A 21,298-nucleotide genomic window follows, 5' to 3' on the forward strand; every position below is an offset into this window, starting at 1 on the left:
GGCGGCGCCGGGCCCGAGGGCTCAGCGCCTGAGGTTCTTGATCACCGAGTCGAAGAAGTTGAACAGCGCGTCGCCGGCGATGATGCCGGCGGCGAACACTTCCATGTCGCCATCGCTGTCCTTGCCGCGCAGCCGCTCCCAGATGAGCCGCGCGGCGATGCCGACCAGCACCGCCCAGCCGGCCGCCGGGAAGTTGATCAACAGGCCGGTGGCGAACAACACGCCGATCTGGCGCTTCGGCCCGCCGACGAATTGCAGGATCGCGCCGGGGATCGCCCAGATGAACAAGGACCAGGCGACGCCCGGCGCCACTCCGGCGCGGATGGTGGCGGCATAGACCCGGTCGACCGGCGGGATCAGGTTCTGGGCGAAATAGGTCTGGTAGCTGAACAACACGACGATGCCGGCGACCACGAAGGCGAGCATGGCGGCGAACAGCTGCTGGCGGCGGCCATCCCGTTCGAAGGCCGGGTCGGCGCCATTGCCGCGCAACAGATAACCGGCCTTCAGGTCATAACCCATGTCGGCAAAGGCGGGTCCGGTGGCCGCCGAGAAGCCGACCAGCAGCGCCAAGGCCGGCAGCGGGAAACCGATGAGCATGCCGATGATCAAGGTGATCAGGGCCACGGCGAAAGCCGGGAACCAGCCGGAATGCATGGCGGCGAGGCCGACGATCAGCTCGTGAACATAGGCCGCGAAAGCGGCATAGAGCACGAACAGGATCAGCATGCCGATCGACATGTCGCTGGCGAGCCCGCCGGCGATCGCCAGGAACACCGCGATGGCGAGATAGCCTGCCGTGCCGAGGCCGAGCGCGCGCCTGACTTCGGCATCGGGCCGGCCAGCGGTCTCAGCCGCCGTGGCGCTGTCGCGCGCCATCAAGATCTGGCCGACCTGGATCAGCGCGACGATGCCGGCGCCGATCATGAAGCCGTGCGGGATATAGGCAGCCATCAGGTCGCCGCGCGGGATCAGCGACGCGAACAGGGTGTTGTTGAACAGGTCGCCGGAATAGCCGCGCAGCAAGAGGCCGACGCCGAACATCGACAGCGCCCAGATATTGCCGATGAAGGCGACGCCGAAGGCCGACATCGGGATCCGGAAAAAGGCGCCGATCAGGCCGAAGCCCACGCCGATGCCCATCAGCACGGCCTTGCGCCCGCCCTCATCGCCGGCCTTGATCGCCTCGGCCGCGGCAACGCCCGGCGGCCAGGCGCCGGTCGCCGGAAACACCCGGCTGTCGAACATCCGGTAGAGCAGATAGGCGTCGAGCAGCATGGCCAGGAAGACGCCGGCAAACATCGGCAGGATCAGGTCCGGCCGGCCGAGCAGGAACGGCACGCCGATCGGCAGGAGCAGGCTGTTCGCCGCGCCGAAGGTTGCTGACGAAATGGCGCTCTGCGCCAGGTTCTGCACATGGATCGAGCGATAGCGCATGAACAGGCCCACCGGCACGCGGGCCAGCGCCATGGCGGCCATGGCGCCGATCAGCGAGGTGTTGGCGGTGACGCCGAGCGACACCAGCAATTGCATGCCGATGATCGCTCCGAAGATCGACAGGATGCCGATCAGCACGAAAGTGGCCGGGTCGAACAGGCTCGGATGGCGCCGGGATGCCCCCTCGGGCGCCGGCTGGTTGATATCGCTCATGTGGAAGGTCCCCTCGTTTTTTGGCCGTGATGGGCCGATCGCCGTCGCCCGCGACCGGCCGGTCGTCATGCAACCAGAATGCCGGACTTCTCCGCGGCGACCGCGCGCCGCGGTTCCGCGCCATGCAAGCCGTAATCGCGCTTGGCGGCGTCCGGTGTGACCAGCCCGAACGCGACGTCGGCGGCGACCGCCTCGCGCGGGCGCTCGGCCGGATCGCCATAGCCGGCGCCGCCGGCCAGCACGACCTCGACCACCTCGTGGGGCTTGTCGATCTGAACCAGTTCGCCGGTGCCGCAATCCTTGATCAGGTGGCCGGTGTCATCAAGCACGCGGCCGGACGCGCCGCCGCCCGCCTTGCCGCCGAACAGGCCGGGGATCGGATTGTTGACCCCTTCCGGATAGACCGAGACCAGCGTCGGCAGGCCGTCATCGGTCAGCTTGCGCAGCCTGACCTGCTGGCCGAGGCCGCCGCGATGCCGGCCGGCGCCGCCGGAATCGGCGATATAGGTCTTCTCGATCACCAGCACCGGCACGCGCGCCTCGAAGGTCTCGATCGAGGTATTGGCCGCCGAGGTCGGATAGAGCAGGCCCGACTTGCCGTCGCCATGGGCCGAGCCGCCCTGGCCGCCACCCATGAACAGCATGTCCGAATAGGTGTCGCCGGCGCGGTCGCGGCCATAGACATTGGCCGCCACCGGCAGGCCGGTGAAAGCCTGGACCTGGGTCGGCGCCGCCTTGGACAGCGCCCGGAAGATGTTGGGTGCGATATACCAGCCGGTGCGGGTCCGCAGGTTCACCGCCATCGGCTTGTCGCAGTTGAGGATCGAACCCTCCGGCGCCTTCACCGTGAAGGCGCGGTAGCAGCCGGCATTGCCGCGCACATTCGGCGTCAGCATGCATTTCAACGGGTAGGTCGCGTGCGCCGTGGTGTAGTTCAGCGTGCAGTTGAGCCCGCCTTGCGGCAATTGCGCGGGAGCGCCGGCGAAGTCGAGCTCGATGGTCTCGCCCTTCACCGTCAGCGCCAGCGGATAGGTCATCGGCGTGCCCAGGGGATTGTTGGTGACCGTGCCGTGATAGATGCCGTCGGGCAGCGCCGCGATCGCCTCGCGCATGGCCTTTTCCGAGCGGTTCTGGACGACGGAAGCCAGCGCCCGCAGGTCCTGCATGCCGTAATCGGCCATGAAGGATGCCAGCCGCTCGGCGCCGATGGCGTTGGCGGCGACGAAGGAATGCAGGTCGCCCAGCACCTGTTCGGAATTGCGGACATTCTCGCCGAGCAGCCGCAGCAAGGTCTCGTTCGGCTTGCCCGCCTCGTAGAGCTTCATCGGCGGGATCTGGAAACCTTCCTCATAGATCTCGCGCGCCCGCATGCTGTCCTTGGTGCCGCCGATGTCGGAGACATGGCCGACCGTGCCCATCAGGCCGACCACCCGGTCGCCCATGAACACCGGCGTCACCACGGCGATGTCGAACAGGTGGCCGGCGCAGAGCCAGGGATCATTGGTGATCAGCACGTCGCCGGGCTTCAGCGTCTCGGCGGGATAACGCGCGAGCAGCGCCTTCACCGCGCGCGGCAGGGTCAGGTTGAACACCGGCATGGCGCGCGGGCTGTGCGCCAGCGTCTCGCCTTCTGGATCGAGCAGTTCGCAGGCGAAATCCTGCGCTTCCGAGATCACCAGCGAGAAGGCGGTGCGGCAGACGGTCAGCCACATTTCCTCGACGACATTGACGAGGCGGCTCCACATGATCTCCAGCGCGATCGGATCGGCCTCGATCCGGCGGGCGGCTTCCGCCACCGGCATGTCGGCTGATATCACCGTCTCGACCGCGTCGGCCTGGCCGATGGCGATGATCAGGTCGAGCACCTCATCGACCGTGACGTGGTCGCCGGGCGGCACGATGGTGGTGGCTTCCCGCTCCTCGATAATGGCCGGGCCGGCCAGCCTGTCGCCCGGGCGCAGGGCATAGCGGTCATAGACGGTGGCATCCTGCCAGCCGCCGTCGAACCAGGCGCGGCGCGTGCCTTTGATCTTGGCGCCGGCATCGCCGCCGCCGGTTGCCCCTGATAGCGACAGCGTCGCGGCGGGACCGGCGCAGCGGACGCGGAAATTGATCGCCTCCAGGCGCGCGCCCTCATAGACCGAGGTGTAGCGCGACGAATAGACCGTGGTGAAGGCTTGGCGGATGGCGCCGAGGCTCGCCGCGCTGATGGCGCCGCCCGGCAGCGGCACGGCAATGTCGTGCATCTGGCCGACCAGGCGCATGTCGGCGCCGCGCTCCACCGTGATGTCGTCGGGTTTGACGCCGGCCTCGACCAGATGGCGGCGGCCTTCGGCCTCGAGCTCGGTCAGGAGCGCGTTGACACCGGCCGCATCGAAGCCCTCGGAAAATTCCACCGGCAGCGAACGGACCATGTCGAAGGACAGCGGCGCGACCAGGAAGCCGAGCGCGGAAGCCGCGCCCGAGGCTGGCGGAATGATCACTTCCTTGACGCCGAGCACGCGCGCCACGTCGGCGGCATGGGCCGGGCCGGCGCCGCCGAAACCGACCATGGCGTAGCGGCGGGGATCCTTGCCCTTCTCGACCAGGTGGACGCGGGCGGCGGCCGCCATGCTCTCGACCACCACCTTGTGGATGCCCCAGGCGGCCTCCTCGACCGTCAGGTCGAGCGGGGCGGCAACCGTTGCGATGGCGTCGGCGGCGGCCTTGGCGTCGAGCGCCATGCGCCCGCCGAGGAAGAAGCCGGGATCATAATAGCCGAGCACCAGGTTGGCGTCGGTTACGGTTGGCCTCGTGCCGCCCATGCCGTAGCAGGCCGGGCCCGGATCGGAGCCGGCCGAATGCGGGCCGACCTTCAACAGGCCGACCTCGTCGATCGCCGCGATCGAGCCGCCGCCGGCGCCAATCTCGATCATGTCGATGACCGGCGCCTTGATCGGCAGGCCGGACCCCTTGGCGAAGCGGTTGACCCGGCCGGCCTCGATCATCTGGGCGATCTCGGCGCGGCCGTTCTCGATCATGCAGGCCTTGGCCGTCGTGCCGCCCATGTCGAAAGAAATGACGTCCTTGTGGCCGGCAAGCTCGCCGAACAGGGCGGTGGCCAGGCCGCCACCGGCCGGCCCGCTCTCCAGCAAGCGGATCGGCAAGGTGCGGGCGGTCTCGGGCGACACCAGCCCGCCGGCCGAATGCATCAGGCGGAGCGCGCCGGTGAACGAACGGGCTTCGAGCTCACGCTGCAGGCGCGCCAGGTAGCTGTGCATCAAGGGCTGGACATAGGCGTTGGCGCAGGTGGTGACGAAGCGCTGATATTCCCAGATCTCGGCAACCACTTCGCTCGACAGCGACACGGTCAGCTGAGGCAAGGCCTCGCGCACGATCCGGCCGGCCGCCTGTTCGTGCTGCGGGTTGCGATAGCTGTTGAGGAAGCAAATGGCGATCGCCTGGCAGCCGGCGGCGGCGAGCCGTTCGGCCTGGGCGCGCACCGCCTTCTCGTCCAGGGCGGTGACGACGGCGCCGTCACGATCGATCCGCTCGGCGACCTCCAGCCTGAGGTCGCGCGTCACGAAGGGCTCGGGGAAGGCCAGGAACAGGTCATAGATGTCGTAGCGCTGCTCGGTGCCCATCTCCAGGATGTCGCGGAAGCCGCGCGTGGTGATCAGGCCGAGCTTGGCGCCCTTGCGCTCGATCACCGCATTGGTCACCAGCGTCGTGCCGTGGACGATCTCGGATACCTCGCCAAGCGTGATGCCGGCCATGGCGACCAGTTCCTCGAGCCCGATCAGGGCTGCCTCGGACGGATCGTGCGGCGTGGTCAGGCGCTTGTGCAGGCGGACCGATTTCTCGACGCCGTCATAGAGGATGAAATCGGTGAAGGTTCCGCCGATGTCGAAGCCGATGCGCCAACGCTGGGTCATAAGCTCTTCTCCTCAATAGGAAATCTCACGGGAATAAAACGCTTGTCGCCGATCACGGCGGCGATCTCGGCGGCCCCTTCGCCGAGCGCCGCGATGATCCGGGTCCGCTCATGCGGCGTGACGGTGGATGCGGGATAAGAAATGCACAGCGCGGCCTCGTCGCCGGTGACGGGATCGCCGACGGCGACCGAGATGGCGCCGACCCCGCGCACCGCCTCGTCATGGGATTCGGCAAAGCCCGCCCGGCGGATCGCGGCAAGCCGCGTGATCAGGTCGTCGAGCGTCTGCGGCGCGGTGGCAGACGGCGGCACGAAACCCTGGGCGTAGAGCTTGCGCACCTCGTCATCGGGCAGCCGGGCGAGCAGGGCGCGGCCGGTGCTGCTGGCAAAGGCCGAGATCCGGTCGCCGATGGTCGAGACCACGCGCAGGATGTTGCGGCCGGGGTGCACGGTGATGCCGACCACCTCGCCGCCGCGCCGCATGCTGATATAGCCGGTATGGCCGATCTCGGCCGCGACCCGCGCCACGATCGCGTCGGTCCGGTCGATCAGCGAGGTCGCGAAGCGATAGATGTGGCCGGTCTGGTGCAGCAGCAGGCCGGGCCGGTAGCGTTTGGTTTCGCCCACGGTTTCCAGAAATCCGGCATCGCGCATTGCGCGCAGCAGGCGCGACACATTGCTCTTCGGCAGGCCGAGCACCGACGACACTTCGGTCACCGTCAGCTCGTTGCGGGTGACGGAGAAACAACGGAGCACATCGGCCGCGCTGGAAAGGATGGACATGCGGGCCACGCCTTTCATTTGTTCCATAAAATGGAACTTGAGTTCTATAATATGAAAATAGTGCGAATGTCACGGCGCTGTCAAACGCCGAGCGGCTCTGTCCGGAATTGTTCGTATGGCGCGGCGATGCGGCGCGGCCGACCGATGGCTGGCCGCCCGTTGCACGAGATCAGGACGGTACGGAGTTTCGCCGGGCGCGCCGGAGCAGCCTCGGCTGGTTGGCCGGTCAGCCGATCCTGAGCCGCTCGGCTTCCATCGCGGCCGTGGCCCGCTCGACCATTTCATTGCCGGTCAGGCCTGGCGGTATCGCCGGCAGATAGGACACGACAATGGTGCCGGGGCGCCGGGCGCCGCCGGAAATGCCCCAGAAACGGCCCGAATTCACCACCACCGGCAGCACCGGCACGTCGAGCCTTGCATAGATCATCTCGACGCCGCGCTTGAAGTCGATCGGTTCGTCCGGGCTCTTGCGCGTGCCTTCCGGAAAGACCAGAACCGGCCGGCCCTCGGCCAGCGCCGTCTTCGCGCCGTCGATCATCCTGCGCAGCGCCTGGGTGCCGAGCTCCCGGTCGATGGTGATCATCGGCTGGTTTCTCAGATACCAGCCGAACACCGGCACCTTGAGCAATTCCTTCTTGGCGACCACGGCGACATCGGGAAACAGCACGTTGGCGGCCAGCGTCTCCCAGGTCGACTGGTGGTTGCTCAAGACGATGCAGGGGCCGGCTGGCCGGTTTTCCAGGCCACGCTCGACATAATCGAGCCCGACGACATGTTTCAGAAGGAACAGCGCGCCGCGCACCCAGCGCCGCGACACCGAGCGGACCATGCGCGGCGAGCCGACCAGCATGAGCACCGGAATGAAAGCGCCGAACAGCGCGGTCCACAGGCCGAACAGGATGTCGAACGTCTTCGAGCGAATGGTGACCATCTGTTCCGACCGAGCTTTGACCCGCCGGACCGGCAGAGTGCCACAAGTGATGCGCCACCCATAGGCAGGCGGAGATGCTATGTCACTGGCGATTTCGTCACGGGCAAGGCGGCTTGGCAAGTTTCGGGGGATCGGATGGGGTTCGCGTCCTCAAAGTCTCGCACAGGAACCACCGACTTCACATCAGGACCAGGGGAGGAGGCCTTATCCAACCTCGCCACCCCATCCGTCATGGCCGGCCTCGTGCCGGCCATCCACGCATGACCTTGACCGTCGAAGACGTGGATGGCCGTCACAAGCACGGCCATGACGAGGTGGTGGGCGACGCGTCGGCGTTGCACCGTCGGTGTTGTTCCCCTCGCCGGCGAGAGGCCAAGCCTGTATGTCCCCCACGCAATTCCCACCGTGGAGGACGTTCCGATCTGCCTCACTGGCCGGCGTCGATACCGACTTCGGTCAGGGCCTGGCTTTCCAGCCCATGTTTTTTCAACAGCGCCAGATAGGTGCCGTTGGCCATCAGCCGGGTCAGCGCCGCCGCGACGGCGTCGCGTAGCGCCGGATTGCCGCGCGGAAAGGCGAGGCCGGAAAGGTTGCGGCCGATCGGCGCGCCCACCGCCACGAAGGCGCCGGGGTTCTGCTGGCGCAGATAGGTGACATATTCGGCGCCCAGCAGGGCGGCATTGGCACGGCCCTGCTGCAGGTCGGCGCGACTGGCGGCGGCGCCCGCCGTGCCGATCACCTGCATCGGCGGCCGGCCGGCGGCGACGCAATTGGCCTCGCTCCAGGCTTGCGCGGTCGGGAAATAATTGGTGGTGCGCGGCGTGGCGATCGACTTGCCGCACATGTCGAGCGGGGTGGCGATGCCGCCGGCCTGCTGGCTGGTGGTGAAGATCTGCGGGCCGGTCGAGATATAGTCGACGAAGCTCAGCTTCTCGCGGCGTGCCGGCAGGTCGGTCATCGAACTGCCGCTGAAATCGACCCGTCCGGCGGTGATGCCGGTGATCAATTGCTCGAAGGTCATTTCCTCCCACTGGATGGCGATGTTCAATTCCTTGGCGATGGCGGTCACCAGGTCGACATTCAGGCCGCGGCGCTCATTGGTCGCCGGGTCCTTGTAGGCCATCGGCGGATAGGTCGCCTCGATGCCGACGCGGATCGTGCCGGCGCTGCGGATCGCGTCCGGCAGCGGGATCGGGGCCTGGCCCTGCGCCGCCACCGGCGCGATGTGAGCAAGAACCAAGGCTGCGCCGGCAAGGCCGAGGCGCGATAGAAAACTGGTCATCAAATTCCCCCACGGACCCGGCCGGACTGTCCGAACCAGGCAAGCCGCAAGGATGCTAGTCGAGGCGGTGCGTCACAGCCAGTCTTCGGCCTGCCTCAATTTTGGAGCCGGGGCGCGGGTGCCGCCACAGGCGCCAGTTCACCCAGATAGGCGCGCACTGCCTGGTCGCGCACCGTCTGGTCGAAATCGGCAAATGCGGCGACCCGGCCGCCGGCCACGAACAGGAAGCGGTCGCAGATCTCCTGGAGGATATCGAGCTGGAACGGCGCGGTCGGATGCAGGCAGACGAAGACCAGCCGGCCTTCGCGCTTCAGCCGGCGGAAGAAATCCAGCATGAAGCCGATATAACCGTCCTGGGTGTTGAACTGCGGTTCGTCGAACAGATGGACCAGCGGATAGACGCTTTCAGCCCGCTGCATCAGAAAGGCCGGCTTGGTCTTGGCGAAACGGCGCACCTGGTAGGACTGGTGATAGTGGATGGCGAGCCGGTCGCGCTCGCGATAGCGCACCTGATGGATGTCGTGACCGGCGATCCGGATCTCGCCGCCATTCGGTGTGTTGGACCCGGCGATCATCTCGAACAGGGTGGTCTTGCCGGCGCCGTTCGGTCCCAGCACCCCGACGATTTCCGATCGGTCGAAGCTGAGGTCGACGCCGAGCCGGAAGGCCGGCGTGCGGACGATCAGGCCGCGGTGATAGACCTTCTCGACCCGGTCGAGGACAAGCAGCGGCGCGGTACTCATTGCACGCCTCCGATCAGCGAACGCTTGAGTGCGGCATCGGCGACAAGCTCGGCCGCCTCGCCCGACCAGGCGACCTGGCCGCGCTGCAGCACCACCACCCGGTCGGCGACTGACAGCGCGACATCGGCATTCTGCTCGACGACGATCGCGGCGATGCCTTCGGCCTTCAGGCGCCGGATCACCGCCATCACGTCGTTGACGATCTTCGGCGCGAGCCCCTGGCTCGGCTCGTCGAACAGCACCAGCCCGGGACTGCCGAGCAGGGCGCGGGCGATCGCCACCATTTGCATCTCGCCGCCGGACAGGGTCTCGGCGTCGCGGCTCATCAGATATTTGAGCGCCGAGAAGATCTCGGTGACCTCGCCGAGCGTCCAGGGCCGGAACGCCGTGCGCTTGATGCCGAGCGCCAGGTTCTTTTCCACCGTCAGTGTCGGGCAGAGCCGGCGGTCGTCGGGCACCCAGCCAATGCCCTGCCGGGCGATCTGGTGGGTCGGGTTCGCGGTAATGGTCCGGCCGCGGAACCGGATCTCGCCGTGCCGCGGCCGGGTCAGGCCGAGGATCGAGCGCAACAGTGTGGTCTTGCCCGCGCCATTGGCGCCGAGCAGCGCCAGGACCTCGCCGTCGCGCACGGTCAGCGAGACGCCGAACAGCGCCTGGGTCTCGCCGTGGAAAGTGTCGACCGCCTGGACATCGAGCATCAGTTCACCGTCCCGAGGCTTGAGGCTTTGACCCATGGATTGGCCATCAGTTCGGCCGGCGAGCCATGCGCGATCACCTGGCCCCAATGGATCACCGAAATCTCGTCGGCGAGCGAGAACAGGAAATCCATGTCGTGTTCGATGATCACGATGGTGACCAGGCCCTTCAGGCTGCGGATCAGCGTGGCGAGCCGGGCCCGGCCATCGCTGCCGAGACCGGCGGTCGGCTCGTCGAGGAACAACAGCTTCGGATCGGAGGCGAGCGCAACGGCGATTTCCAGCGCGCGCCTGGCGCCATAAGGCAGCGACTTCGCCGGGTCGTCGGCGCGGCGCGCCAGGCCGACCCGTTCCAGCACCGCCATGGCGGCGGCGGCGACGGCAGGATCGGCATAGGCCTGGCCGAGCGGGTCATGGACGCGCCCGCGGGTCGCCGGCAGCGCGATCGCGACATTCTCGAACACGCTGAATTCGTCGAACAGGTTCATCAGCTGGAACGACCGGGCTATGCCGAGCCTGGCGATCCGGTGCGGTTTCAGGCCGGTAATGTCCTGGCCGTCGAACAGCACCTGGCCGCGATCGGGCCGATAGCGGCCGGTCAGCACGTTGAAGCAGGTGGTCTTGCCGGCGCCGTTCGGCCCCATGATGCCGGAGAGCTTGCCGGCCTCGAAGGCGAGCGAAATATTCTCCAGCACCACCCGGTCGCCGAAGCGCAGATGCAGGCCCTTGGCTTCGAACAAGGCCATGGCTCAGGCCTCCTTCGCATCGGGCGCGGCGACCGGCGCCGGCGGCGGCTTGCGGCGCAGCGCCTCGAACAGGCCGGCAAGCCCCTCGGGCCGGAACAGCACCAGGATGACGAACAACAGGCCGAACCACAGCATCCAGCTGGTGGTCAGGGCACCGATCAGGTCGCGTGCCAGGAAGAACACGACGGCGCCGATCACCGGCCCCCAGAACGACACGAGGCCGCCGCCGATCAGCGTCATCATGACGATATAGCCGGAATAGTGCAGGCTCATCACATCGGGAAAGGCCGAGCGCTGGGCCATGGCGAACAGCCCGCCGGCCAGGCCCGAGAGCGCCGCCGACAGCACGATGACGGCGAACTTGCAGGCCCAGACGTCGTAGCCGATGAAGCGGGCGCGCTCCTCGTTCTGCTTGATCGCTTTCACCACCCGTCCGAACGGCGAATGGATCAGCCGCCAGAGCCCGAGCGACACCAGCATGAACATCGCCAGCACGCCGTAATAGAGCGCCACATTGGTCTCGAGCGGGATCGCCGTCAGGCCGAGATCGGCCGGCAGCCGGGCGATCTTCAACAGGCCGTCCTCGCCGCCGGTGATCGCGTGCGCCTTCATCGCGACGAACCAGAACACCTGGCCGAAGGCGATCGTCATCAGCGAGAAATAGATGCCGCGCCGGTGCGAGATGAACAGGGCCACCAGGGCGCCGGCAAGCGCGGTCGCCAGCACCGCGACGGCGAGGCAGATCCAGAGGTTCGGCGCGATGTTGAATTGGGCGAGCCCGAAGGCATAGGCGCCGATGCCGAAAAACGCGCCGTGGCCGAACGAGGGCAGGCCGGCATGGCCGAGCACCAGGTTATAGGCGAGCGCATAGGTCGCGAAGATCAGGATCTCGATGCCGAGATAGTGGTAGAGCCCGATGGGCTCGATCCAGAACGGCAGCGTGGCGAACAGGGCCCATGTGACCAGCATGGCGGGCGTCAGCGTCGGAACCGTCCGGCGGGCGTCCATTTCAGGCCTCCAGCACGCTCTTCTTGCCGAACAGCCCGCGCGCGCGGAAGGTCACGACAAGGATGAGCAAGAGATACATCGAGAGCAGCGACCACTCCGAGGCATAGGCCCCGGACAGGCCGACCACCATGCCGACCAGGAGACCGGCAATGACCGCCCCCCAGAAGCTGCCGACCCCGCCGAGCACGATGACCAGGAAGGCCGGGACCACCGCGTCGACCCCCATATGCGGGCGGATGCCCCAGATCGGCGCCAGGATGACGCCGGCGAGCGCCGCCAGCATGGTGCCGAAGACGAAGACCCCGGTGCGCAGCTTCTTCAGGTCGATGCCCAGCGCCTGGACGATCTCGCTGTCATGGGCGCCGGCCTTGACCATGGCGCCGAAGCGGGTGCGCTCGACCACCAGCCAGACGATGGCGATCGCCGCGATGGCGAAAGCGGCGGCCCAGAAGCGATATCTCGACCAGATCAGATCGAGGAACAGGAAGCCGCCGGAAATGTCGCGCGGCACCGGCAGGACATAGTCGCGGGTGCCCCAGACCGCCCGGATCAGGTCCTCCAGCACCATGGCGATGCCGAAGGTCAGCAACAGGCCGTAGAGCGGGTCGCGGCCATAGGTGCGCCGCATCAGCCGCTCGATCACCACGCCGAACGGGGCGACCAGCACCGGCGCGATCAGGATCGCCGCGGTATAGCGCCAGCCGAGCGGCACGCCGGCCCAGATCTTCAGCATGTCGGGCGGCAAAGGCAGGCGCGGCGTCGCGATGGCAAAGGCGAAATAGGCGCCGAGCGCGAACAGCGAGCCATGGGCGAGATTGATCTGCTCCATCAGGCCGAGGATCAGCATGAAGCCGAGCGCGATCAGCGCGAACAGCAGGCCTAGCGTCAGGCCGTTGACCAGATGCGGCAGGAGATCAATCAGCATGTCCGACCAATCACTTGTGGAGGGCCGGGGCGGCGGCTCGGCCGCCCCTTCGTCAGTGTCCGGACGCGTCACATCTCGTAGGTCGGCACCTTGTCATAGGCGATGAGGTTGCACTTGCCCGGCGCGGCGTCGTCCATGGCGTTTTTCGGCTCGGTCTGGCTCAGGATCTCGAACAGGTCGGTCGGATCCGACGGCCGGGCGTTGCGGCGCGCCAGATAGATCGTCTGCTGCACCTGGTGGGTCGCCGGATCGATCACCGCATCGAAATGCTGCATGCGGTCGGCGGCGGTCATTTTCAGCCCTTCGAGCTGCTTGATGACGGCAATATTATTGGTCGAGCCGGCTCGTTCGATCGCCCGCAGCAATTCGCGCGTCGCGGTATAGCCGTTATAGGACACGTTGCCGGGCACCGGGATCGGCGACTGCGGATAGGCGGTCTGCCAGCGCCTGACGAATTCGGCGACGCCCGGCAGTTGCAGCTTGTGGTACCAGGTGGTGCCGAACACGCCGAACAGGCTGTCGGGTGCCCCCCAGATATCCGGCCAGTCCTGCTGGTTGTTGATCCAGGCGGTGCGCTCCTCCAGCTTCAGGTCGGTGACCTGCTGGCGCAAGGCCTTGATGTCGTCGCCGCCAATCGCGGTGGCCACCACGTCCGGCCGGGTCTGCTGGATCTTCAACAGATAGGACGTGAAGTCGCGGGTGTTCTGCGGCACCAGCAGGTTGTCGATGATCTGGCCGCCGGCGGCTTCCACCAGCGCCTTGGTCGAGGCCGAGGTGGTATGGCCCCAGACATAGTCATTGGTCAGCAAAAGCCAGCGCTTGCCGACCTTGTCGACGGCGTTGCGCACCGAGGCCTTGGAGAAATTGGTGCCGTTGCCGTCCCAGACGAACTTGACGCGCGAGCAATTCTCGCCTGCCTCACTCGGCGCCGAGGAATTGGTGTTGATATAGACGGTGCCATATTTCGCCGCGACCTGGGTGATCGCATTGGCGACGCCCGAATGCACCGCGCCGACCAGGAAGCCGCATTGCTCCTGGGCGATGAAACGCTCGGCGACACGGGTGGCGGTGGCCGGATTGGTTTCGGTATCGGTGGTGATCCATTCGATCTTGCGGCCGGCGACGCCGCCCTTGGCATTGAACTCGTCGATGGCGAGCCGCATGCCCAGGAGATCGTCCTGACCGCTATTGCCATACTGGCCGCTGGCGTCGCAGGTCAGCCCGAGCTTGATCGGTTTCTTGGCGCCTTGCGCCCAGACCCGGTTGGCCTTCCAGGGACCGAAGAAGCTGCCCGCTCCGGCAAGCGCTGCCGCCATCAGGCTGCCATGCACGACGCTGCGCCGAGACATGCGCCCCAAGATGCGCTTCTGGGTCATCGTTTCCTCCTCTTGGCTTTTTATTGGCCTTGGGTGTTAGAATGAACATTCCATTTGATACTGTAAAGTGGAATATATGATCCACGACCTGCGGCAGGCCCGGCTGCAGCGAAACGACGCATCGAAGGAGGCGGCATGAACGAGATCTGGCCGAGCGGGGCGACCTATGACGAATTGCGCAGCGCCATCGCCCAGCGCCACGGCGCCCTGTCGGGCCGCCTGCAGCAGATCGCCGAATTCGTGCTCGACCACCCGACCGATGTGGCGCTCGGCACGGTTGCCGAGGTGGCCGGGCGGGCAGGGGTCCAGCCTTCGGCGATCGTCCGTTTCGCCCGCGCGCTCGGCTTCGGCGGCTTCACCGAGATGCAGCAGGTGTTCCGTTCGCGCCTGGTTGCCGGCGTTGCGCCGAGCTACAAGGCGCGGCTGGCCCGCATGAAGCGCGAGGAGAACTCGACGCTCGGCCGCAAGCCCGCGGCGGTGCTCGGCCGCTTCGTCACCGAGGCCCATTCCGCGCTCGATACGCTCAGCCAGTCGGCCCATGAGCGCGATCTCGATGCCGCCATCGCCATCCTGCAGCCGGCCCGCGACATCTATCTGCTGGGTCTCGGCGGCTCCTATCCGGTTGCCGCCCATCTCGCTTACGTCCTGCGCAAGCTCGGCCGCCGGGTCGTGCTGCTCGACGGCATCGGCGGCAGCATCGGCGAGCAGTCGCATGCGGCGACATCGGAGGATGCGCTGGTCGCCATCAGCTTCCGCAACTACTACCCGGACACCGCGCGCCTGTTCCCGCAGATCCTCGCCCAGGGCGTGCCGGCGATTGCCATCACCGACAGCCTGCTCAGCCCGATCGTCAGTGGCGCCGGCGTGGTGTTCGAGATCCAGGACATGCCTGAGGCGGCGCTGCGCACCCTGGTCGCGCCGATGTGCCTGGTCCAGGCTCTGGCGATCGGCCTCGATCTCGCCGCAGACTGACGCACAAGGCAAGCAGGAGGAAGACCATGACATCCAAGGAGGCCGCGCGCCCGCTCGCCGGCAAGGTTGCCCTGGTGACCGGTGCCGGGCCGAAATCGCTTGAGACCCCGCGCCCGCTCGCCGGCAAGGTTGCCTTGGTGACCGGTGCTGGGCGCGGGCTCGGCCGCGCCTTTGCCGAAAAGCTCGCGGCCATGGGCGCCGCCATCGCCATTCACGGCATGCGCGAGACCGGCCCGGCCGAATATGGCGAGGGCACCACCCTGACGGCAGTCGCCGAAGAGGTTGGCCGCGACCACGGCGTGCGCACCGTCAGCGTGCTTGGCGACCTGACCCGCGGCGACGAGATCGCGCGGGTGGTATCGACCGCCAGCGAAGCCCTCGGGCCGATCGACATCCTCGTTCACAATGCCGGCGGCGACATTGCCGCCAGGGGCGGCAAGCCGGATCCGAACGATGCCGTCGGCATTGCCGAGGAGGACGTGCGGGCGGTGCTCGACCGCAATCTCCTGAGCACCATCCTGACCTGCCAGGAGGTGGCGCGCGGCATGATGCAAAGGCGCACCGGCCGGATCGTCACGCTCGGCTCGATCGCCGCCTTCAAGGGCCGCACCAACGGCGCGATCTATGCGGTCGCCAAGGCCGGCGTGACCCATTACACGCGCTGCCTCGCCGACCAGTTGCGAGATTACGACATCACGGTCAATTGCATCGCGCCGGGCGACACCCGCACCGGCCGTTTTCTCGGGACACGCGCGGTCGATCCCGCGCGGATGGCCGAAGGCGGCACGCTCGACCGCATCGCCACCGTCGACGAGGTGGCGCGCATCGTCGAGATCTTCGCAGGTCCCCTCGGCGCCTTCGTTTCGGGCCAGGTGCTGAGGGTCGATGGCGGCGGCCAGTGCTGGCCGGGCTGAGCCGGCGCGCCAGCCGCCGCTGTGGCCGCTACTGGCCCGGGGCGATGGCCTCCATCGACCGGTCGTCGGCCGCCGCGAGGCCGGCCGGCGGCGGCTCGCGATAGAGCAGGAAACCGACTATGCCGACGGCCGCGGCGAAGAAGATGTAATAGACCGGCGCCAGCTTGTTGCCGGTGGTGCTGACCAGCCAGGTGTTGATGAACGGGGCGAGGCCGCCGAACAGCATGACCGCCAGATTGTAGACCAGCGAGACGCCGGTCGAGCGCAGGCGGACCGGGAAGATCTCGGTCATTGCCGCCGGCGCCGGGCCGGCGAGCACGCCGAGCAGCAGCGCGCAGGCCTGGACATAATAGAGGTTCTGGATCGTCGGATCGGCGATCAGCCGCGACAGCATCAGGTAGAACATGATGCAATAGGCGATCGTCGCCGGCAGCAAGACGTTGCGCCGGCCGATCTTGTCCGACAGCGCGCCCGACAGGACCACCACGACGGTGTTCAGCGCGCTGAACACGATCAGGCCGAACTGGGCATCGGCGAGATTGAGCTTCAGCTCGGTCACCGCATAGGTGGTGATATAGACACCGGCGACATAGTTGATCGCGGTGCCGACGGCGATGATGCAGAAGGCCGTCACCAGTTCGCGCGGATATTGTCTGATGACGTCGCGCAGCGGCGAGTTCTCGACCACCGTCCGCGACGCCATCAGCGCCTTGAACTCCGGCGTCTCGTCGATGGCGCGGCGCAGGTAGAACCCGATCGGGCCGATCAGCACGCCGAGAATGAAGGGAACGCGCCAGCCCCAGCTGTCGAAGGCCTCGGGCGAGAGCCGCGACGACAGCACATAGGCAAAGCTCGCGCCCATGGCGAAGGCGAGCATCTGCGACACCATTTGCCAGGAACCGTAGAAGCCGCGCCGGCCGGGCGGCGCGAATTCGATCAGCATGGCGCTGGCGCTGCCGAATTCGCCGCCGGCCGAGAAGCCCTGGATCAGCCGGGCGATCAGCACGCAGATCGGTGCGGCAATGCCGATCGCCGCATAGGTCGGCAAGACGCCGATCATGCCGGTGCCGACGGCCATCATCATGATCATCACGATCAACGCGCGTTTGCGGCCGTATTTGTCGGCATAGATGCCGAAGACCAGGCCGCCGAGCGGCCGGGCGGCGAAGGCGATGCCGAAGGTCGCGAAGGTCAGCAAGAGCGAGTTCGACGGATCGTTCGACGGGAAGAAGTGCTTGGCGATGACGCCGGCGAACAGCCCGAACACCGTGAAGTCGAACCATTCGAGCGCATTGCCGATGGTCGAGGAGATGACCACCCGGCGACGCATGGCGTCGCTCACTGGCGGCAGGCTCGAAGCGTTCATGGCACTCTCCGCATGAAATTTTTTGTGATTGTCTCGTCTGAGCTTTCTGGCCGCGTCGCAAATGTGTCAACGGCAAAGCAGGCTTGCGGAAAGGCGATGGGGGATTTGTGCCCGGGCATGTCAGCAATGCGGCGGAAAAGCCGCGCATTGCTCACAGCGGTCGGCTTGTCACTCGCTCGCCAGCACCATGTTGCGCACGATCGGATAGACTTGGCCGTCCCATTTGCGGCCGCTGAACACGCCGTAATGGCCGACGCCGGCCTGCATGTGGTGGCGTTTGCGGAACGGCTTCAGGCCGGTGCAGAGATCGTGGGCAGCGACCGTCTGGCCGAGCGCGCAGATGTCGTCGCGTTCGCCCTCGACGGTCAGCAGCGCGGTCTTGGTGATCGCCCCGGGATTGACCTTCCGGCCGCGATAGGTCAGTTCGCCCTTGGCCAGCAGCGCCCGCTGGAATACCCGGTCTATGGTCTCGAGATAGAATTCGGCCGTCAGGTCGAGCACGGCGAAATATTCGTCGTAGAAGGTCCTGATCGCCTCGGCCTTGTCGGTCTCGCCGGCGGCGATATGGCCATGCAGGTCGAGATGCGCCTTCACGTGGCGCTGCTGGTTCATGGTCATGAAGGCGATGAGCTGCAGGAAGCCCGGATAGACCCTGCGGCCGGCGCCGGCATTGGGCAGCGGCACGGTCGAGATCAGGTTGCTCTCGAACCACTCATAGGAGTGCTGGAAGGCGAGCTCGTTGACCTTGGTCGGGTTGATCCGGACATCCACCGGGCCGGCCATCAGGGTCATGCTGCGCGGCTGCGCCGGGTCGCCCGCCTCGGCCATCACGGCGGCCGCGGCCAGCGCCTGGACGCAGGGTTGGCAGACCGCCACGACATGGGCGCCCGGGCCCAGCACCTGGAGGAACTGGATCAGGTGGCCGACATAGTCGTCGAAGCCGAAATCGCCGGCGGTCCAGGGCACATCGCGGGCATTGTGCCAGTCGGTGATATAAACATCATGATCGGCGAGCAGGGTCCTGACCGTATTGCGCAGGAGGGTCGCGAAATGCCCCGACAGCGGCGCCACCACCAGCACCCGTGGCTGGGTCACCGTCGTGTCCTTCTTGAAATGCAGCAGCGTGCCGAAGGCGGTGCTGTGCACGGCGACCTCGGTCACCGGCACTTCGCGATTGCCGACACTGACGCTGTCGATGCCGAAGGGCGGCCGGTGATGGGTGAAGCCGGCGCGCACGATCAGCTCCCAGCTCGCCAGGAATTCCCGGCCGAGCCGCTGGTCGATGCCGTCAAGCATCGGGCCATAGGCTGCGATCGCCCATCGGGCCATGTCCCGCACCGGAGCAAACAGCATGCTCTGGGCTTCGAAGGCTTGATAGATCATCGGCCAACCCATTGGACCCGGCCCCCTGGAGGGCTTGTCAAAAAAAGCTAGTGCACTTTTTGCTGCACTGCGAGACTATTCTTTCTCACGCTTTGCTGCGGCACAGCAGCGACCGTCCCCGGGGAGGCATGACGATGGCCAAGGCCGAGCTGACCATCTCCAGCAAGAACTACTCGTCCTGGTCGTTGCGCGGCTGGCTGTTGTGCCGGCTGGCCGGCCTCGACTTCGACGAGGTGCCGGTCTCCATGGACGACCCCGGCATGCGCGCCGAGTTGCTGCTGCTCTCTCCGTCTTTCCTGGTGCCGTGCCTGACCGACCAGGGCATCAAGATCTGGGACACCTGGTCGATTGCCGAATATCTCGCCGAGAAGGCGCCGAAGGCCGGTCTGCTGCCGGAGGAGGCCGCCGCCCGGGCCCATTGCCGCTCGGTCTCGGGTGAGATGCATTCGGGCTTCCACAACCTGCGCTCTGCGCTGCCGATGAATCTCAAGGGCCATTATCCCGGCTTCAAGATCTGGGCCGGCGCCCAGCCTGACATCGACCGCATCACCGCGATCTGGCGCGACTGCCTGACCACCTATGGCGGGCCTTTCCTGTTCGGCGCCAGGCCGACGGTGGCGGATGCCATGTATGCCCCGGTCTGCAGCCGCTTCGTCACTTATGACGTCGGGCTCGACGCGATCTCGTCAGGCTATTGCCGCGCCATCATGAGCTGGGCGCCAATGCGGGAATGGATCGAGGCGGCCAAGCGCGAGCCCGACGAGATGGACGAGCTCGACGTCGAATTCTGAGGTCGAGCCTGTCCGAGCCGAAAGGCTGTGGCCGGCGCGTCGGGCGGCTTGCCTCCGGCTTGAAAAAAGAACATAAAGAGAACATCGGCAAGATGCATTCGACCGGCGATCGGGGTCTCCGCGCCGTCCCGGCGCGGCGGCGGCAGGATGGTCGTGGCGATACGGTTGTGGCGATCCCTGGCGACCGGCATGCAGGCAGTGAAGGACCAGCATCGATGAGAGGCAAGCGATCGGTCGCCCTGGTCGACGACGAAAGGCTGCTCGCCGCACTCAAGGAGGCGCGGCACGAATGTCTCAGGGCTCTCGACGTCCTGCCGCTTCACGGCGAGGACTACCGCACCGTCGAAGGCGTCGCGGCGGCGATCGATGGTCTGGCCGGCCTCTTGTCCGGCAACCCGTGGGTCTTTTCGGCACCCGCCGCCGGCGCGCAGGCGAAGTCGCCGCGCTGACCTCGGTCGACGCGGCCTGCCACGATTTGGCCGGCAAAGTCGCTCTTGAAATGGTTGTGCCGCTAAGCGAGGCTCAGCTGCGCTTCGGGCGCGTGGAGCGCGATGATGAGCTTGCCCTGGCAATGGCTGTTGGCGGTAGCGGCTACCGGGCTCGTGTCGTCTTTGGCGTCGGCCGAGCCGGTTCTGCGCCGCGACGCCTGTGAAGTTCCCGTTTATGGCGAGGCGCCGGCCGCCGCCTCCGGCGCCGCTGACGACGACGATTCGAGCGCCACGGCGGAGCCGGATACGACGCTCTACGCGCCGCTGCCGGGCGGCGGCTGTCTGTCGGTGAACACCTGGGCCAGCGCCATCCTCATCGCCACCGATCTTCGTTTCGACGATCCGCGCCTGCGGGCGACGGCGCCGTCGTCCTTCGGCTCTTTCCAGGCGGGCGCGCAAACGACGGTCGCGACCGGCTGGAAGACCGAGGGTCTGTTCGTCGGCACGACCCTCGTCTTCGTCGCCGGCGTTCGTCTGCCGTCGAGCGGCGGCTTCGTCAAGGAAGCCTCGTTTCGCATCGATCGGCTGCTCGCGGGCTACGCCCAGTCGACCTTCAACTATTGGAACATCGACGATTTCGCCAATGCCGTGTTCACCCCGCAGCGCCGCACCGCGCTTCTCGCCTTCGACATCGTCAAGCCGTCGCCCTGGTCGGTGACGCTGGCCTTCGAACAGGCCAGCATCCGCCCGGCGGTCACATTGCCGGCCGTGCCCTTGCTGCCGGCGCTCATGCCGCGCGACGAGGTCGTGTCGAGCGCCCCCGACATCGTCCTGCGCGGGCGCTATCAGACCGACAGCCTGGCGTTTCATGCCGCCGTTGCGCTCCGGCCCAATGTCCCGGGCAACAGCGCCCGCCCGCGCGCCGGTTTTGCTGCCACGGTGGGTGGTCTCTGGGCCACCACGATCGGCAATGTCACCCACACCTTTTCCGGGCAGCTGGCTTATGCCAGCGATATGCCGACCTATCTCGGCACGCCGGTCGATATCGGCACGCTCGCCTCCATCCTGCAGCCGACCGATGCGACCCGCGGTTACAGTGCGGTCGTGTCGCTCAAGCAGGATTGGACGCCGAAGCTCTACACGGCCTTTTATGTCAGCCACATGAGCCTGTCCTTTCCGACCATCTCGCCGCATCGCGGCAGCGCCCGCCTCACCCGGGCGGCGGCCAACATCACCTACCAGACGACGGCGCAGTCGAGCCTGGCGCTGGAACTCGGTTATGGCTCGGGTTCGCTCGATCTGCCGGACCGGCAAAGCCCGTTCTTTGATCTGGGTGGCCGCGCGATCAGCCTGACCCTGACGGCTTCGGCCTGGTTCTGACGCAGGCAGCGC

The 21,298-nt window shown here is 66.9% G+C and carries 18 protein-coding genes; 5 read left to right on the forward strand and 13 right to left on the reverse strand.

Annotated elements, in window-relative coordinates; translation table 11 throughout:
• Positions 1-21 precede the first annotated feature (21 nt).
• From E8M01_RS17875 to E8M01_RS17925, 11 genes are all read right to left on the reverse strand, one after another.
• A complete protein-coding gene (locus tag E8M01_RS17875; protein ID WP_136961362.1) occupies positions 22-1,650 on the reverse strand; it encodes an OPT/YSL family transporter in 1,629 nt (542 codons plus the stop codon).
• Between the two features lie 65 nt (positions 1,651-1,715).
• Positions 1,716-5,564 (reverse strand): hydantoinase B/oxoprolinase family protein, encoded by a 3,849-nt coding sequence (locus E8M01_RS17880; RefSeq protein ID WP_136961363.1) that lies wholly within the window; start codon positions 5,562-5,564, stop codon positions 1,716-1,718.
• Positions 5,561-6,346: an IclR family transcriptional regulator gene (locus tag E8M01_RS17885; protein WP_136961364.1), complete on the reverse strand. Its 786-nt coding sequence runs from the start codon at positions 6,344-6,346 to the stop codon at positions 5,561-5,563. The genes E8M01_RS17880 and E8M01_RS17885 overlap by 4 nt, the downstream gene beginning before the upstream one ends.
• A gap of 226 nt (positions 6,347-6,572) precedes the next feature.
• Positions 6,573-7,277: a lysophospholipid acyltransferase family protein gene (locus E8M01_RS17890; RefSeq protein ID WP_136961365.1), complete on the reverse strand. Its 705-nt coding sequence runs from the start codon at positions 7,275-7,277 to the stop codon at positions 6,573-6,575.
• Positions 7,278-7,704: 427 nt separating this feature from the next.
• Positions 7,705-8,559, reverse strand: a complete 855-nt coding sequence (locus tag E8M01_RS17895) for an ABC transporter substrate-binding protein (protein ID WP_136961366.1) — start codon at positions 8,557-8,559, stop codon at positions 7,705-7,707.
• A 95-nt stretch (positions 8,560-8,654) separates the two neighbouring features.
• The gene (locus E8M01_RS17900; protein WP_136961367.1) at positions 8,655-9,302 is read right to left on the reverse strand and encodes an ATP-binding cassette domain-containing protein; all 648 of its coding nucleotides are present in this window, start codon (positions 9,300-9,302) and stop codon (positions 8,655-8,657) included.
• Complete coding sequence (locus tag E8M01_RS17905) at positions 9,299-10,000, reverse strand: ABC transporter ATP-binding protein (RefSeq protein ID WP_246088343.1); 702 nt, start codon at positions 9,998-10,000, stop codon at positions 9,299-9,301. Before E8M01_RS17905 ends, E8M01_RS17900 begins: the two co-directional genes overlap by 4 nt.
• Positions 10,000-10,743, reverse strand: a complete 744-nt coding sequence (locus E8M01_RS17910; RefSeq protein ID WP_136961368.1) for an ABC transporter ATP-binding protein — start codon at positions 10,741-10,743, stop codon at positions 10,000-10,002. Before E8M01_RS17910 ends, E8M01_RS17905 begins: the two co-directional genes overlap by 1 nt.
• A 3-nt stretch (positions 10,744-10,746) precedes the next feature.
• Entirely contained in the window at positions 10,747-11,751 is a 1,005-nt protein-coding gene (locus E8M01_RS17915; protein ID WP_215908761.1) for a branched-chain amino acid ABC transporter permease, read from the reverse strand.
• A 1-nt stretch (position 11,752) separates the two neighbouring features.
• A complete protein-coding gene (locus E8M01_RS17920) occupies positions 11,753-12,676 on the reverse strand; it encodes a branched-chain amino acid ABC transporter permease (RefSeq protein WP_246088344.1) in 924 nt (307 codons plus the stop codon).
• Positions 12,677-12,744: 68 nt separating this feature from the next.
• A complete protein-coding gene (locus E8M01_RS17925) occupies positions 12,745-14,052 on the reverse strand; it encodes an ABC transporter substrate-binding protein (RefSeq protein ID WP_246088345.1) in 1,308 nt (435 codons plus the stop codon).
• A gap of 135 nt (positions 14,053-14,187) precedes the next feature.
• Here E8M01_RS17925 and E8M01_RS17930 point away from each other — a divergent pair, with 135 nt between their 5' ends.
• Positions 14,188-15,024: a MurR/RpiR family transcriptional regulator gene (locus E8M01_RS17930; protein ID WP_136961369.1), complete on the forward strand. Its 837-nt coding sequence runs from the start codon at positions 14,188-14,190 to the stop codon at positions 15,022-15,024.
• 26 nt (positions 15,025-15,050) lie between these two features.
• Entirely contained in the window at positions 15,051-15,938 is an 888-nt protein-coding gene (locus E8M01_RS17935) for an SDR family NAD(P)-dependent oxidoreductase (protein WP_136961370.1), read from the forward strand.
• Between the two features lie 28 nt (positions 15,939-15,966).
• On the opposite strand, the gene E8M01_RS17940 is transcribed toward E8M01_RS17935, so the two are convergent.
• Together E8M01_RS17940 and E8M01_RS17945 are read right to left on the reverse strand one after the other, a co-directional pair.
• Positions 15,967-17,304 (reverse strand): MFS transporter, encoded by a 1,338-nt coding sequence (locus E8M01_RS17940; RefSeq protein WP_246088346.1) that lies wholly within the window; start codon positions 17,302-17,304, stop codon positions 15,967-15,969.
• Between the two features lie 168 nt (positions 17,305-17,472).
• Complete coding sequence (locus tag E8M01_RS17945) at positions 17,473-18,687, reverse strand: polyhydroxyalkanoate depolymerase (protein ID WP_136961371.1); 1,215 nt, start codon at positions 18,685-18,687, stop codon at positions 17,473-17,475.
• Between the two features lie 134 nt (positions 18,688-18,821).
• Between E8M01_RS17945 and E8M01_RS17950 the strand changes: the two genes are divergently transcribed.
• The 3 genes from E8M01_RS17950 to E8M01_RS17960 all read left to right on the forward strand — a co-directional run bounded on the left by E8M01_RS17950 (position 18,822) and on the right by E8M01_RS17960 (position 21,286).
• Positions 18,822-19,478 (forward strand): glutathione S-transferase family protein, encoded by a 657-nt coding sequence (locus tag E8M01_RS17950; protein ID WP_136961372.1) that lies wholly within the window; start codon positions 18,822-18,824, stop codon positions 19,476-19,478.
• Positions 19,479-19,693: 215 nt separating this feature from the next.
• Positions 19,694-19,927 (forward strand): hypothetical protein, encoded by a 234-nt coding sequence (locus E8M01_RS17955; RefSeq protein WP_136961373.1) that lies wholly within the window; start codon positions 19,694-19,696, stop codon positions 19,925-19,927.
• A 105-nt stretch (positions 19,928-20,032) separates the two neighbouring features.
• Positions 20,033-21,286, forward strand: a complete 1,254-nt coding sequence (locus E8M01_RS17960; protein ID WP_136961374.1) for a hypothetical protein — start codon at positions 20,033-20,035, stop codon at positions 21,284-21,286.
• Positions 21,287-21,298: the final 12 nt, after the last annotated feature.

It is taken from the genome of Phreatobacter stygius (assembly GCF_005144885.1).
Taxonomy (GTDB): Bacteria; Pseudomonadota; Alphaproteobacteria; order Rhizobiales; family Phreatobacteraceae; genus Phreatobacter; species Phreatobacter stygius.